A 15,483-nucleotide genomic window follows, 5' to 3' on the forward strand; every position below is an offset into this window, starting at 1 on the left:
GAGTGGACGTGATGAACCGACCTGACCCTTCGAGACGTCCCTCCGCAAGCTCCGGGACTCCTCAGGGAGCGGAAGGGGACTCGCCCCCCACAAGCTCCGGGACTCCTCAGGGAGCGGAAGAGGACTCGCCCCCCACAAGCTCCGGGACTCCCCAGGGAGCAGAAGAGGACTCGCCCCCCACAAGCTCCGGGACTCCCCAGGGAGCAGAAGAGGACTCGCCCCCCACAAGCTCCGGGACTCCCCAGGGAGCAGAAGAGGACTCGCCCCCCACAAGCTCCGGGACTCCTCAGGGAGCGGAAGAGGGCACCGCCGGCCTCGGGCGCGCCGTCCTGTCGCTGCTGATCGCCGTGGTGGTCGGCGGGTTGGTGTCGATGGCGGGACTGACGGCCATCGGGACCGTCGAGTGGCCGGCATTCAACTCCTCCAACGTGACCCGGTCGCTGACGACCGCCGGACAGGTGCTGGCGATCGCCATCCTGGTGGTCGCCGCACTGCTCTATCGCTACGGCAAGGGCCGACTGCTGGTGCCGGTGCTGTCGGCGGCCGCGATGTCGGGCTTCGTCACGGTGACCATCGGAATGCCGCTGGGCGCGACACGTCTCTACCTCTTCGGACTCTCGGTCGACCAGGAGTTCCGCACCGAATACCTCACCCGCATGACGTCGAGCCCGCACCTCGCGGACATGACCTACACCGATCTGCCGCCCTACTACCCGGCCGGCTGGTTCTGGTGGGGCGGCCGGTTCGCGAACCTGCTCGGCCAACCCGGCTGGGAGGCCTACAAGACCTGGGCGATCGTGTCGATGGCGGTGGCCGCGGCCGTCGGCGTCATCCTGTTCATCCGCATGTTCGGCGCCGATCGTGGTGTCGCGCTGGGCCTCGCGGTCACCACCGTCACGTTGCTGTACGCCTCGCCGGAACCGTATGCGGCCATTCTGGTGCTGATCGGCGTACCCATGCTGATCACGCTGACCTACGCGCTGCGCGGACGAACCCGTGCCGCCGACGGACCCGTGGGTCCGCTCTTCGGCGCGACGAGTTGGCCTGCGGTGGCGGCGTCCGGTGTGTTCCTGGGGATCTCGGCCGCTACCTACACGCTCTACACCGGACTGTTCGCCCTCACAGCTGTCCTGCTGGCCGGTTACTTCGCCGTCCAAGGCTGGCTGAGCGCGTCGAACAAGGCCACTCCGTCGGCCACGGTGACCAGCCGCCGGCGCGGTGTCGTGCTCGCGGTGATCGGTCGTCTGGTCGCCGTCGGGGTCATCTCCGGCCTGATCGCCCTGCTGGTGTGGGCGCCCTACCTGTGGGCACGCCTGACCAACACGCCCGCCAGCGGCGGTACCGCCGAACACTATCTGCCCGAACGCGGTTCGGTGCTGCCGCTGCCGATGTTCGGGCTGAACCTCGTGGGCGCGATCACGATGATCGGCCTCCTCTGGATTCTGCTGCGCTTCCGTACCCGCACCGTCGCACTGGCCATGGGCGTCACGGTGGTGACGGTCTATCTTTTCTGCCTGCTGTCGATGCTGATGACCGCCCTGGGCACGACCCTGCTCTCGTTCCGTCTCGAGCCGATCCTGGTGGCCACACTGAGCGCGGCGGGCGTCTTCGGTGTCGTCGACCTCGCGCATGCGGCGGTACGGCGCTTCGGCGACGTTCGTGTGGTCGTCGGTGCACTCGCCGTCCTCTCGGCAATCGCGATGGCACAGAGCATCCCGGGTCATCTCGCCACCGAGATCACCACCGCCTACACCGACACCGACGGATACGGCGAACGCGCCGACGCCCGCCCGGCGGGTGCCGAATCCTATTTCGCGGAGCTGGACAAGCTGATCGGTGAACAGACCGGCCGGCCGCGCACCGAAAACGTCGTCCTCACCGCCGACTTCGGTTTCCTGTCAATCTACCCGTATTGGGGATTCCAGGGACTCACCTCGCACTACGCGAACCCTCTGGCCGAGTTCGACAAGCGCGCAGCCGCGATCGAGCGTTGGGCGAAGAGCGAGAACGCCGACCAGCTCGTCGACGCGCTCGACCGATCCCCCTGGACCCCGCCGAATGTCTTCCTGTTCCGGTACAGCGCAGACGGTTACACGCTCCGCCTCGCCGAGGACGTCTATCCCAACGATCCGAACGTGAAGCGCTATACGGTCACCTTCGACCCGGCGGTGTTCGACGACCCGCGTTTCGAGGTCACCGAGCGCGGCCCGTTCGTGCTCGTCGTCCGGAAGTGATGATGATGCGACTCCCGTTCCGTACCGCGCGACCGATGACGATCACCCGGGTCGACGGCGATTCGTCGACAACGCATTTCGTCTCCACCGACGTCGTGAACTGGGTGCTGCTCGAGCAGGACGGCGAGCTGACGCTCATCGACGGCGGTTATCCGGGCCAGGCCGCCCAGGTCGTCGAGTCCATCGAACGGATCGGCCGCAAGCCCGAGGACGTACGTGGCGCGCTCCTCACCCATGCTCACGTCGACCACCTGGGTGGTCTCGTCAAGCTGCAGGCGAAGTACGGGTTCGACGTCTACATGGACCCGGTCGAGGTGGATCACGCGCTGCGCCATCACCTCCAGCAGGCGAACGCGCTCGATCTCGCCCCGCAGGTGGCGAACCCCCGCCTGTGGGCGTGGCTGGCCAAGACCACTCCGCTCGGCGTCCTCAGCCGTGCGGGTCTCGCCCAGGCGTCGGGGTTCTCCACCGGTGGGCACCGACCGCTCGACCTCCCGGGCGCACCGATCCCCGTGGCGAGCCCCGGCCACACCGACGGCCACAGCGCCTATCTCGTCGCCGACGGCCGTGCCCTGGTGTCCGGCGACGCATTGGTGAGCGGACACGAGATCTCGTCGATCACCGGCCCGCAGTGCATCCCGTCGCTCTTCCAGCACGACGAACCCACCGCGCGACGCAGCGTCGAACGGTTCACCGAGCTCGACGCCGACATCCTGCTCCCGGGCCACGGCCCGGTTCATCGCGGCGGCGTGGCCGCGGCCGCACGTGCGGCGCTGTCGCGCTGAGCTCCGGCAGGACCGGTCCCACCGCTACTCGAAACCGACGAACGTCGCGGCCTCGGCGACCGACTTGCGTTCGGAGACCACCGCATTGGCCGGGAAGGTCTCATCCGGCCAGCCGAGCGCGATGCTCTTCATGATCACCTGATCGTCGGGGATGCCGGCGTGCTCGCGAACCACGGGCGACTGCATGATGCCCTGGCTGTTGATGACCGCGCCGAGACCGCGCGACCAGGCGGCGTTGACCAGCGCATTCGAGACCGCGCCGCAATCGAACGGGGTGTCGTCGCTGCCGTCGAGGATGCGGTCGTAGGTCACGATCACACAGACCGGCGCGTCGAACTGACGGAACCCCCGCAGCACCCAGTCCTGCCGCATCTCCATGTCCTCGCGGGCGATGCCCATCGCGCCGAACAGTTGCTTCGCAACCTGGACCTGACGGTCGCGGTGCGTCCCGGTGAACTTCTCCGCGCCCGTCCGGAACTCTCGCGAATGGGGAACGCCGGCCAGGTTGCGCTCGGTGTTGCCCGCGCGGATGCGATCCAACGGTTCACCCGTGATCACGTGGAAGTTCCACGGTTGTGTGTTCATCGACGACGGGGCTCGCATGGCGAGGGTGAGGATCTCCTCGATGAGCTCCCGAGGCACGGGGTCGGAGGTGAACCCGCGGGTGCTGCGACGTCCCAGAACCACTTCGTCGTACTGCATCGTCGATCTCTCCTCGTACGCCTCGAACAACCCCGTCGTCGCGGACGGCGATGCAGGGACCACACCGTCCGACGACCGGTGAACACGTTACCGCCGACCGGCCGGATGTCTCCGCTTCCGGTGTCATGCCCGGCCGACCAGGCCGCTTCCCTACTCCCACCCGCTCCGATCGTGCTCCTTCGCGCAACTAAGGGTAGGTTTGCCAGGCAAGCTGTCGGGACCGGAGGAGGGGCCGAGTCCCGCGCGGCGTGGCACCGTTGCCCGGGCTCGAGTTCGCCTGGCCCGTCCATGACCGTCGACGTTTCCCGCCTCCGCGGAAGTTTGAGGACATGAACAGCCATAACCCTCCCGAAGCCCGGGTTACTCCCACCGGCACTACGGCAGTCACCGACCTTCCGGGCGTCGACGCCGCCGACACCGCCGCGGCCCGATGGCGAGCCGTCGCCGCGGTACGTGGTGAGGCCGTCGCACTCCAGACCCCCGAGCAGTCGATCACGTTCGCCGACGCCGCCTCCCGGGTCGACGACATCGCGCGCACGATCGTCGCCACCACCGATCCGGACCGACCCGTCGCGGTGGAGATCGAATCCGACATCGACTCGGTGATCGGGATGCTGGCGGTGCTGTGTTCGGGACGCCCCCTCGTCCTTCTCGACCCGTTCCTGCCGCCGGACCGACGCGAGGTCGTGCTGGAACGGTCCGGTGCCCATCTACTGCAAACCGCGGCCGATGCCCGAGAACCAGGTCAGACGCGTATCGCGGACCAGCCCGGCCCTGACGATCCGGCGGTCCTGCTGTTCACCTCGGGCTCGACCGGCACCCCCAAAGGCGTGGTGCTGGCGCAGAAGATGCCGGTCAATCACGCCCGGGACGGCCGTCGCTTCCTCGGCATGCGACCCGACGACCGCGCCGTCGTCCTGCTGCCCCTCAGTTTCGGCGGCGGCCTCGACGCGCTCGCGATGAGCTTGCTCAACGGGTCGACCATGCTGCTCTGGGATGTCCGCCGCCGCACCACGACCGGGCTTCGGGACTGGCTCGTCGCGCAGGAGGCGACGACCGCGCACTGCACCCCGTCGCTGTTGCGATCCTGGCTGGGTGAACTGTCGGCCGGCGACGCCGTCGACTCCCTGCGACTGCTGTCCACCTGCGGTGAGCCGACCCACCGCGCCGACATCCAGCTGGCCCGCGACACGATCCTGACCGACGGAGTGTTCTGTTGCTGGGCAGGCGCATCGGAGGTCGGCAACCTGGCCTTCAACCTGTTCCCGCCCGAGCGGGAAGTAGAGCCTGGCGCCATCCCTGTGGGCGTGCCGGCGTCGGACAAGCACGTCCGAATCGTCGACGCGGACGGGAACGACCTGCCGGTCGGCAGCACGGGCGAGGTCATCGTCGAATCCACACATGTAGCGTCCGGTTACCACCAGGATCCGGAGCTGACGGCGACGCGCTTCATCGGGTTGCACGACGGCCGGACACGTTATCGCACCGGCGATCTCGGACGCTTCGACGAGTCCGGCGAACTCGCGCTTCTCGGACGCAGTGATGACGCGATCAAGATCCGCGGGTACCTCGTCGAACCGCTCGAGGTGGAAGCCGCCATCCGCGCGCTGGCCTGGACCACCGACGCGGTCGTCACCGCCAACCGCGACGAGGCACGGCTCACCGCCCACGTCGCCGTGGACCCCGAGAAGTGGTCACCCTCCCCGGCCGAGATACGGCAGGAGCTCGGGAAGACGTTGACCCCGTGGATGATTCCGCGCGACATCATCGTGCTCGCCGAACTCCCGCGCAACGAGCGCGGCAAGGTGGACCGGGCGGCCCTGCCTTCGCCGCCCGCACGTCCGGATCACGAACCGCCCCGTGGGATGACCGAGATGGCGCTGCACCGGTTCTGGTGCCAGATCCTCGGCCTCGAATCCATCGGCCGGAACGAGGATTTCGTCGAACTCGGCGGCGACTCGCTGGCCGCCGCGAAGATGCTGGCCGAGGTGCAGCATCACCTCCAACTGGACGTCAACACCGCGATGCTCGCCGAGGCGCCGACCATCGCGCTGTTCGCCCAGCGCATCGAGTCGGCTGCGAAGGAGCGGTCGGCGAATGCGTCGGGGGCCACCCTCATCCCGCTGCGACAGGGCACGGGCCGGCCGATCTTCCTGGTGGCCGGCGCCGGTAGCCTGGCGACCAGCCTCACCCCGGTCGTCCGAGCACTGCAGACCGACCGGCCGGTCTACGCGATCCAGTCGCGTGGCGTCGAAAAGCGCGGCCGCGCTGATCATTCCGTGCGCGCCGCGGCACGACGCGCGATCGCCGACATGCGATCGGTCCAGCCCGGCGGCCCGTATCAGGTCGGTGGATACTCGCTCGGCGGGTTCGTCGCGATGGAGGTCGCGGCACAGCTGACCAAGGCCGGCGAGAGATGCGATCCGGTAGTCGTTCTGGACTCGCTCTTCGACCCGGCACTCGCCAAGCGTGTTCGTGGTGAGAAGGTCGGGATCGTCGGACGCCTGCGTGCGCTGCGAGGAGGTGCCCGCGACACCGCCCTGCCCGACCGCACCGGGGACGACCCCACGCCCGCCCGCGAACCACTCCCACAGCGAATCGTGAAAGAGCTCGCGCTGGCCGTCCTCGTCCCCACTGCCGGGATGGTCGAGCTCCCGACGCCGGTTCAGTGGATCGTGTTCTTCCGGTTGGGCACCAGGATGATCCGCCGGTACCGCCCCCGGGAGTACAGCGGCCCGGTCGGTGTCATCCGCGCCCGCACCAATCCCGATGACCCGAACCTGTGGCAGCGGATGTCGACCGGTGCCGTGACCTTTCACGACGTCTCCGGCGACCACATCTCGATGATCCGCGCACCCCACGCCGCCGACACCGCCAGGGCGATCGACGAGGTGATCAGCTCCGCCGCTCCCTCCGCTACGGCCGCCCCCTGATCCGAAAGAACCACAGAACCGCTGGACTGTGGGTCCGAGCGATGCCCTGCCCCTGCTCCCTGAGGTGCGAGCTTGCGAGCGTCACCCCCTGCTCCCTGAGGAGCGAGCTTGCTAGCGTCACCCCCTGCTCCCTGAGGAGCGAGCTTGCGAGCGTCACGAAGGGTCTGGCGAGTCGTCTCACCAAGACCCTTCGAGGCTCGTCGCTATCGCTCCTCGCACCTCAGGGAGCAGGGGAAGGCGTCGCTATCGCTCCTCGCACCTCAGGGAGCAGGCGAAGGCGTCGCTTGCGCTACTCGCACCTCAGGGAGCAGGCGAAGGCGTCGCTTGCGCTACTCGCACCTCAGGGACCAGTGTTCTTGAGGCTTTTTCGGAAGAGGGAGCACGGGTCACGCCCCTCACACCCCAGGGAGCGTTGTCGTGCGTTCAGCCCTCTTCGGCGCGGAGTTTGATGTCGGCCAGACGGCGATCCCAACCACGGCCGATGGTGTCGAGCCGACGCGCAACCCGCGACAACTGTGCCCCCACGGCTTCGTAGCGGATCTCGCGGCCGACACGTGAGGACGTCACCAGTCCCGCCTCGGTGAGGACCCCAAGGTGTTTCGCGATCGCCTGCCTGCTGATCGGGAGTTCGGCCGCGAGATGTGACGCGGACGCGGGTTCCGAACCCAGTCGCGTGAGGATATGCCATCGGCTCTCGTCGGACAGCGCGGCGAAGACCTCGACGGGAGCGACGTCAGGCATGCACGCCGCCGAGATGAGTTCGGGCCAGCTCGAGTTCGATGGTCCATCCCTCGTTGTTGCCGTCGAACCGTGCGCGTCGCTCCGCTTCCGTTCCCGGCAGCGACGCGAAACCGGACTCCACGACCTTGAGGAGCACCCCGGAGTCCGAGGGCGTGATCCAGAACTCGACGAGCGTCGAATCCGATTGCGGGTCAGCGGCATCAGCAAGCCATCGAAATGCCGCGTATCGCGGCTCGTCGAGTTCGACGGTGCGGAAGGTGAAGGCGCCGTGGACCGGGTCGTGGATGGTCGACAGGTCGCCGTCGCGTTCGATCCGGTGTTCGGTGATCGCCTTGTCATTGATGAACCATCCTGGTTCGCTGACCAGAGACCAGACCCGGTCGGCGGGTGCGTCGATCGAGATCTCGCGCTCGATCCGGTCGAACTCGGCTGTCGCCGAGGCGGTCACGTCGTGGGTTTTCGTGTTGTCACTCATCGTTGCTCCCTATGCTGCGGGTTTCTTACTGCAACCTAATGGTTGCACTAATGCCTCCCTGGCGCAACGATTCGGAGCGAACGAAGCGACCTCTCCGCGGATACGAGAGGCGCAGACCGGACTAACTTCCCGTCGACGCCGTTTGCTGCACAGGCTCGGGCGCGAGGTGTCGAACCGGGCAACCACCCGCGAACGTGCCCAGCCTCTCGATGTCGAAACCGTTCGGGTAGCTGCGAATTCGCTGCATCTCGGATACGTACTGCGGTGTGCGACGGGCCGGCAGTGCCGCCACGACCCGGGCACGCGCCTTGAGTCCACCGATCGACAGCAACCGCGCGGCACGTCCAGGCCGCCGGTAGCGGAACGACTCGAGCAACGCGTCATCCATCAGCGATCGGCTGAAGACATCGATCGCCGGCGCGAGCGGCTTGGGATAGAACGACGCGAGCAGACTCTTGGTGGCATCGGCAACACGGCGACCGCCCTCGTCGAAAGCGAAATGCTCACGTTCGTAGCCGTCCATCAGGGCCTCGAAAGCACGGTAGTTCTCCGGAATCTCTTTGATCCCCATGTGACGGCCCAGCGCCCGGTAGTAGTTCACCGAGGCGGTCACCTCGTCGTCGGTCAACTTCCGCCAGCCGTACTCGTCGATCCACCGCTTCGGGACGACCACGAACGTCGACAGGACGTAGCGCATGTCGTCGTTGGAGATGTCGTACATGCGATGCATCTGGTTGATGCGCCGAATCGCGGACTTGCCCCGACTGCTGTCGAATCCTTCCAGGAGCGGCACCTCCAATAGGAGCGAGGTGTCGTCGTAGCGCTTCTGGGTCTCGGCCGTGAACGCACGCGTCTCATCGAGCAACCGGCCGATGCTCGGTACTGCGTACGTGCGGAACAGCGCGAAGCTCAGCGCTTGGTTGATGTCCCATGGGAAGTCGAAGGTCGACAGGTTCCGGTAGATCTCGTGAAACCGTGTCTCCGGATCCAGCCCCCGGTTACGTGTCGCCTTACCCATCACATGTCCTCCTCGGTGAGTGCCACGTCACTGTAAGTCGACTTATAGAAATGTGCAAGGGGTCACATTCCGATGATGAGAGCCGCAAGCTGGCGTACACCCGGACGTCGATCTCGAGATTCGTGCAGCACACTGGACCGATGGTCACCGGCAAGAAAGCGAAGCCGTCGGAGTACACGCAACGGCGCTACCTCGACGCCGGCCTGGGCATCCTCACCGATCACGGCCATGCCGGGTTGAAGCTGGCGGCGATCTGCGAAGCGACCGGCACGACCACCGGGAGCTTCTATCACGCATTCGGCAACTGGGCCGAGTATCGATCCGCTCTCATCCGTCACTGGCGCGACGAACAGAGCCAGCGACTGATCGCCGGTGCTCGAGACATCGCCGACCCACGGGAGCGACTCGACGCCCTCACCGAGATCGGCCTGCGGCTACCGCACGCGACCGAGGCCGCGATCCGCGTGTGGGCCGCGCACGATCCCGAGGTGCTCGCCATTCAGCACACCGTCGACCGAGAGCGTCGAGACATCATCGCGGCCACCTACGACGAGGTGCTCCACAATCGCGAGGAGGCCGAGGAGTTCGCCACTGCGGCAATGTATCTACTGATCGGCTTCGAGAGCGGCACGCTTCATTCCCACCAGGCACTGGTCAGGGGTTTCCGCACGATCCTCGACCGCGCTCTCGAATCATCCGCCGAATCATCGTGACTCGACTCGCCTAGGCCCCACCCGCGATCAGTACGCGCACAGTCGACGAAATGCAGCGCACAGTCAACGAAGACGGCGCACAGTCGACGAGAAACGGCGCCCAGTCGACGACGCGCTCGGTGGGTCAGCCGATCAGATCGACGAGTCGGCGAATCGCGAATTCGTAACCGCGGATGCCGAAACCGGCGATCACCCCGGCGGCGATCGGCGACACATAGGAGTGGTGGCGGAATGACTCGCGCCGATGGACGTTGCTGATGTGCACCTCGAGCACGGGAACGTCGGGGACGACCAGCGCGTCCGCAAGCGCGACCGACGTGTGGGTCCATCCCCCGGGATTGATGACGATGCCGCTGATCTCACCGACGGATTCGTGGATCCAGTCGAGCATCTGCCCCTCGTGATTGGTCTGCGCGGCGCGCACCCCGAAACCGAGCTCGGCCGCGGTGCGCTCGGCCAGGTCGACCACGTCGGCGAGGGTGTCCGAGCCGTAGACGGCGGGCTCGCGGGTACCGAGGGTGTTCAGGTTGGGGCCGTTGAGCAGCAGGATCGGTAGACGGTCGGGCACCTCGGCGTCGGACATGGCGTTCACCATACTGGCCCTGACCTGGCGATCGGCGTTCCTGCGTCGCCGCGGCGCGGCCGTTGACATCCGCCCGTCGTGCCCGGACCGCCGCCGAGGGGGGGCGAGACATCCCAACGGCTACCATCTCTCTTTGTGCCAGCGCAGACCGTTCGACGAGCGAGGATCGTAGCCATCGTCACCGGTCTACTCGGATTCCTGCTCGCACTCGCGACTCCACTCATGCCGGTGTCGCAGCGAACGGCCGAGATCGACTGGCCGCAGAACGGTCAGATCGGTTCGGTGTCGGCCCCGCTGATCGGCTACACGCCCGTCGACCTCGACGTCTCGATTCCCTGCACTGCCGTGAACGACCTTCCGCCCGGCGGGTCGGTACTGCTGTCGACGACTCCCAAACAGGCACCGAAGTCCGGTGAGCGCGGCCTGTTCATCCGCAAGACCGGTGCTGCCGATGCGCCCCTGGACCGGCAGGGCGTCGAGGTGGTCATCCGCAACGTCTCGCTGGTGTCGGCGACGCTGCAGGACATGCGCGACCAGGGGTGCCGAGAGATCGTCGTGCACGCCGACTCCGACGCGGTGACCGCCGAATTCGTCGGCATGACGAGCGGCACCCAGAACGAGGACGGTGAGGACGAGCCCCTCGCCGGCACGACGGAAGACAAAGAAGCCTTCAAGTACTCGTCCGACCAGCGCCCCCAGGTGACCGGCCTCTTCACCGATCTCGCCGGGCCGGCGGCCGACATCGCGGGACTCGACGCCCACGTCACCATCGATTCGCGTTACAACACCGCGCCGACCATCTCGAAGTGGCTGGTCGTGATCGTCGGAGTGGCGTCGACGCTACTGGCTCTGTCCGCTCTGGCAGCACTGGACTCGACCGACGGCCGACGGCATCGTCGGATCTTCCCGGCACGGTGGTGGCGGCTCAATGCGCGCGACTATGTGGTGATCGGGGCGCTGATCGTGTGGCACATGATCGGGCCCAACACCTCCGACGACGGTTACCTCCTGACCATGTCGAGGGTGGCCCAGGACAGCGACTACACCGCGAACTACTTCCGCTGGTACGGCGCGCCCGAGGCGCCGTTCGGCTGGTACTACCAGGTCTTCGGACTGCTCAGCCACGTCTCGGTGGCCAGTCCGTGGATGCGTCTGCCAGCACTGTTGTGCGGAATCCTGGTGTGGCTCATCGTCAGTCACGAGGTTCTTCCCCGCCTGGGACGTGCCGCGCTGACCCGCCCGATGGTCGCCTGGACGGCGGCGTTCGCGTTCCTCGCGTGCTGGTTCCCCTTCAACAACGGCCTGCGGCCCGAACCGATCATCTGCCTGGGTGCCCTGCTGACCTGGTGTTCGGTCGAACGGGCCATCGCCACCGGTCGCATGTTGCCGGCCGCCGTCGCGTGCCTGATCGGAGCGTTCAGCATCGCCGCCGGCCCGACGGGCCTGCTCGCGGTGGCGGCACTGATCGCCGGCGCACGCCCGATGATCATGGCGCTCATCAAGCGAGCCCGCGTCGTCGCCGAACTGTCGTCCGCTGACACCGAATCCGCAGGATCGGCATCCGGCGATCCCGAGACCGCCGACCGCGATCGCAAGCGCTCGCTGCGATGGTCGTTCGTGGCGCTCATCGCGCCGATCCTCGCCGCCGGCACCTTCGTCGTCTTCGTCGTGTTCTCGAACCTGACCCTGCGGTCGTTCGTCGAGGCGTCGAGCATGAAGTCGGCGCTCGGGCCGTCGATGAGTTGGTACAACGAGATCGGTCGCTACTCGGCGCTCTTCGCCTTCTCCGCCGACGGTTCCATCGCCCGGCGGTTCGCGGTACTGGCCATGATCCTGGGCCTGGTCGTCTCGGCGGCGGTGCTGGTCCGCAAGAACCGCATCCCCGGCACCGCCATCGGCCCGACCCGCCGCATCGTCGCGATCACCTTCGCATCGCTGGTGTTCCTCATGTTCACGCCCACCAAGTGGACCCACCACTTCGGCGTCTTCGCCGGTATCGCGGCCGCCCTGGCCGCGATCGCGGCCATCGCCGCAAGCCAGCAGTCCATGCACTCGAGGCGAAACCGCACCCTGTTCTGCGCGCTCGTCCTGTTCATCGGCGGTCTCGCCTTCACCGCGCCGAACTCGTACTACTACTACTCCGCGTGGGGCATGCCGTGGGGCGTCGAGCAGGTCAGGATCGGTGGCATCATGCTCGGCAGCGTGCTGCTCTACGCCGCACTCGCCCTGCTGCTGGTAGCGCTGTGGTTCCATTTCCGCGAGCCGTTCACCGGGACCGATCCGCACGTCGAGGAATCCACCGGCGCCGACGCCGCGCATCAGCGGTGGTACCGACGACTGGTCGTCTCGATGGCGGCCGCCCCGCTGGCCTATCTGGCGATGGCGGTGGTCGTCTTCCAGATCGTCACCGCGATCTTCGCCGGAATCCACCAGAGCTCGTCGTACTCGGTACCCCGGTCCAACTTCGCCGCTGTCGCCGGCAACCCGTGCGGGATGGCCGACAAGGTCTGGGTGGAGTCCGACCCCGACCGCGACATGCTCCGCCCGGTCGACCCGACGCTGCCCAACCCTCTCGGCGGACCACCGCCCGCACCGGGCAGCGCGCCGTCCACCTCGGGATTCTTCCCCAACGGTGTGCCGACAGCACTCGAGTCGACGGCCAGCGAGGGGTCGCTGGGTGTCCTGTCCGGCGACGTCTGGCAGTCCCCCGACATCGTCAACTCCAACCCCGGCGGTACCGGCGGCGGTGAGATCGCCGAACCCGGGATCAACGGCAGCACCGCGGCTCTCCCGTTCTTCCTCGATCCCGCCTCGACGCCGGTCATGGGCAGCTACTCCAAGCTCGACCAGGTCCCGGCCCGCCTCACCTCCGGGTGGTACGCGCTACCGCCGGATTGGCGTGACCGTCCGCTGCTCACGATGTCGGTGGCCGGTGAGTACGACAACCCGAACGTGATGCTCGAGTACACCGCGGACCCGATCGGTCCCGACACCCGCGATGCGGACCTCGAGGCCGCCGGCGACACCGAGCTGATCGATCCCGGTCCACGGCCGTCGTGGCGCAACCTGCGCTACAACACCGACGAGTTGCCGTCCGACACCACCGCCGTGCGGATCGTCGCGACCGACGACAACCTCGCCGAGGACCGGTTCATCGTGCTCACCCCGCCGCGCATCCCGCAGATGGACACCCTGCAGGACGTCGTCGGCAGCACCGATCCGGTCCACATCGACTGGACCTCGGGTCTGGCGTTCCCGTGCCAGCGCCCGTTCACCCACGACGTCGGGGTCGCGGAGATCCCGAGGTGGCGCATCAAGCCGGGCTCGGATCTGGCAGCCGCGGTGTCGGCGTGGCAGAACCGCTTCGGCGGCGGTCCGCTCGGCTGGCTCGAGGTCTCCCAGCAGGCGACGGCGCTACCTACCTATCTGATGGCCGACATCGGACGCGACTGGGGCGCCCTCGAACGCTACGAACCGTACGGCGACGTCGGCACGCTTGCTGAGATCGAGACCGGCACCGCCACGCGGAGCGGACTGTGGAGTCCCGCGCCGCTGCGGCACTGACGGTTCGACGGCGCGCTGACGATTCGCGCACTGACGGTCCGCTCGTCTTGGTAGCGGTCGGCCCGGCGAGCTTGCTTTGCCGTCACCGATGGTCAGCGAGTATGCGTGCGAGTGCTGCTTCGACCGGGGTCAGCGGTGGGGTGGTGAGGTGCTCCGGCGGTGTTCGCGGATGGACGAGTTCTCGGTAGGCGAGTTCGAGACGGAGGCCGCGGTCGCCGTAGCCGACGGCGTCGGGGCGCGACCGGTTCGGGCGCGACTCATCGCCGGACCTGGTGGCAGGTCCGTGGATCTCGTTGCGCACGGTGTTGAGATGTTCTGCGAACCGCCGGGGTATGTCGGGTCGGCGGTTGAGGTGTTCGGGGTTGGGTGGCGCGCCGGGTTCGGCGTTGAGTCGCCAGAGGCAGCGGCCTTCGTCGGGGCCGGATCGGGCGATGCGGGTGGTGTATTGGCCGGGCTGGTCACCGACCATGCGGTTATGCCGCTGGCAGGCGGGGGCGAGGTCGTCGATGTCGGTGAGACCGCCCTTGGCCCAATCCTTCTGGGCGTGATGGAGTTCGACGTGGGTGGCGGGCTGATCACACCCGGGAGCCGAGCACACTTCACCGTCGGGTCGGGCGAAGGACACGAGTCGTTGTTCGCGGGTGGCGAGCCGTTTGCCGCGCCCGAAGTGCAGGGGGACGGCGGTGTGGTCTTTGAAGATCGCCAACCACGGCTGGACCTCACCGGCGAATCTGATGACGTCCTTGATGGGGAGCAGGGTTCCGGTGGCGGTGGTGGCGAGTCCGGCTTCGCGGACCAGGTCGGCGAGGTCGGCTTTGATGATCAGCTGCACGGGCAGCCCGCGGTGCGACGTGCCGAGTGCACCGTCGGCGAAACCCGCGGCCAGTGCGGCGTCGAGCGCGTCGTGATTGGTCTGGGCGAGGGTGCGGCCGTCGCGGTCGGCGGCGGTGGCCAGGGCGTCGGGGTCGGCGGCACCGGCCGGCCCGCTGGGCGAGGCGGGGTCGTCGGGGTTGTTGAGCCCGGGTTTGCCCCACACGGCGAACATCATCGTCAGCCGGGCGGCAAGTGCGGGGGTCAGCGTGCCGGAGATCTTGGCGGTGCCATCGGCTCGTTGTCGGCCGATCCACAGGCCGCGGCGTCGTTTCTGGTCGGTGTCGTCGGACAGTGTGCCGTCGGGATCGAGGTGTGCGAGCAGCCGCGCGCCGAGTTGGGTGATCTCGGCAGGGGTGTGGTCGGTGGCGATCTCGGCCATCTGTCGTTCGGCGGCGACCTTGATGTCGTGGTCGATGGTGCCGGGGATGCGGTCGAGGACGTCGAGGGCGGCTTGGACGTGGGCGGTGCCGACCTTGCCGTGTGCGAAAGCCTCGGCGAGGCAGGGGTGTTCGGGTGGGAGGAGTTCGCCGCCGAGGCTGGTTCGGTGGGTGGTGGCGTCCATTTGCTTACGGCGGCGCATCGGGTTCGAGACTCGTAGCCGGTGGGTCATGAATTGCATGAGGGTGCGGCAGCCGGCCTTGCGGGGCAGATCACGAGTCTCGACCTGATCGATCTGCCGGTCACCGGCGACGGTCAACCGCGCGATGGCGCGTTCGGTCTCCGCGGCCACCTCAGCGAGTTCGGCATCGGTACACGGCGACAGATCCACCGACTGCATTTCGTCGAGGATCGCGTGAAGCTCGGTCGCCAATTCGACGGCACGCGGTTGCGGCGTCGCGGACTCGTCAGGCATGGTCACCTC

At 67.5% G+C, this 15,483-nt stretch carries 11 protein-coding genes; 5 read left to right on the forward strand and 6 right to left on the reverse strand.

Annotation, left to right across the window (positions count from 1 at the left end; all coding sequences use genetic code 11):
* Window positions 1-11 precede the first annotated feature (11 nt).
* Complete coding sequence (locus tag ACFVHY_RS14250) at window positions 12-2,234, forward strand: arabinofuranosyltransferase (RefSeq protein WP_390272770.1); 2,223 nt, start codon at window positions 12-14, stop codon at window positions 2,232-2,234.
* Between the two features lie 5 nt (window positions 2,235-2,239).
* Complete coding sequence (locus tag ACFVHY_RS14255) at window positions 2,240-3,019, forward strand: MBL fold metallo-hydrolase (protein ID WP_068971305.1); 780 nt, start codon at window positions 2,240-2,242, stop codon at window positions 3,017-3,019.
* Window positions 3,020-3,043: 24 nt separating this feature from the next.
* Here the strand turns inward: ACFVHY_RS14255 and ACFVHY_RS14260 are convergent, their stop codons facing one another.
* Complete coding sequence (locus tag ACFVHY_RS14260; RefSeq protein ID WP_065631369.1) at window positions 3,044-3,721, reverse strand: nitroreductase; 678 nt, start codon at window positions 3,719-3,721, stop codon at window positions 3,044-3,046.
* A gap of 329 nt (window positions 3,722-4,050) precedes the next feature.
* Between ACFVHY_RS14260 and ACFVHY_RS14265 the strand changes: the two genes are divergently transcribed.
* Window positions 4,051-6,654 (forward strand): alpha/beta fold hydrolase, encoded by a 2,604-nt coding sequence (locus ACFVHY_RS14265; protein WP_390272773.1) that lies wholly within the window; start codon window positions 4,051-4,053, stop codon window positions 6,652-6,654.
* A 423-nt stretch (window positions 6,655-7,077) separates the two neighbouring features.
* Here ACFVHY_RS14265 and ACFVHY_RS14270 read toward each other — a convergent pair whose 3' ends face one another.
* The 3 genes from ACFVHY_RS14270 to ACFVHY_RS14280 all read right to left on the reverse strand — a co-directional run bounded on the left by ACFVHY_RS14270 (window position 7,078) and on the right by ACFVHY_RS14280 (window position 8,888).
* Entirely contained in the window at window positions 7,078-7,395 is a 318-nt protein-coding gene (locus ACFVHY_RS14270; RefSeq protein WP_390272775.1) for an ArsR/SmtB family transcription factor, read from the reverse strand.
* On the reverse strand, window positions 7,388-7,870 hold the full coding sequence (locus ACFVHY_RS14275; protein ID WP_390272777.1) for an SRPBCC domain-containing protein: 483 nt from the start codon (window positions 7,868-7,870) through the stop codon (window positions 7,388-7,390). The genes ACFVHY_RS14270 and ACFVHY_RS14275 overlap by 8 nt, the downstream gene beginning before the upstream one ends.
* A gap of 121 nt (window positions 7,871-7,991) precedes the next feature.
* Complete coding sequence (locus ACFVHY_RS14280; protein ID WP_390272781.1) at window positions 7,992-8,888, reverse strand: oxygenase MpaB family protein; 897 nt, start codon at window positions 8,886-8,888, stop codon at window positions 7,992-7,994.
* 140 nt (window positions 8,889-9,028) lie between these two features.
* Here ACFVHY_RS14280 and ACFVHY_RS14285 point away from each other — a divergent pair, with 140 nt between their 5' ends.
* Window positions 9,029-9,601, forward strand: coding sequence for a TetR/AcrR family transcriptional regulator (locus tag ACFVHY_RS14285; RefSeq protein ID WP_390272783.1), 573 nt, complete (start codon window positions 9,029-9,031; stop codon window positions 9,599-9,601).
* Between the two features lie 124 nt (window positions 9,602-9,725).
* Here the strand turns inward: ACFVHY_RS14285 and aroQ are convergent, their stop codons facing one another.
* Window positions 9,726-10,184 carry a type II 3-dehydroquinate dehydratase gene (gene aroQ, locus ACFVHY_RS14290; protein ID WP_390272785.1) on the reverse strand — a complete coding sequence of 153 codons (459 nt, stop codon included), beginning with the start codon at window positions 10,182-10,184 and terminating at the stop codon, window positions 9,726-9,728.
* Between the two features lie 135 nt (window positions 10,185-10,319).
* On the opposite strand from aroQ, the gene ACFVHY_RS14295 reads away from it, so the two are divergent.
* On the forward strand, window positions 10,320-13,748 hold the full coding sequence (locus ACFVHY_RS14295; protein ID WP_390272787.1) for an arabinosyltransferase domain-containing protein: 3,429 nt from the start codon (window positions 10,320-10,322) through the stop codon (window positions 13,746-13,748).
* 82 nt (window positions 13,749-13,830) lie between these two features.
* On the opposite strand, the gene ACFVHY_RS14300 is transcribed toward ACFVHY_RS14295, so the two are convergent.
* Window positions 13,831-15,474, reverse strand: coding sequence for a DUF222 domain-containing protein (locus ACFVHY_RS14300; RefSeq protein WP_390272790.1), 1,644 nt, complete (start codon window positions 15,472-15,474; stop codon window positions 13,831-13,833).
* Between the last annotated feature and the right edge of the window lie 9 nt (window positions 15,475-15,483).

The organism is Gordonia sp. NPDC127522 (assembly GCF_042672305.1).
Classification (GTDB): Bacteria; Actinomycetota; Actinomycetes; order Mycobacteriales; family Mycobacteriaceae; genus Gordonia; species Gordonia hongkongensis.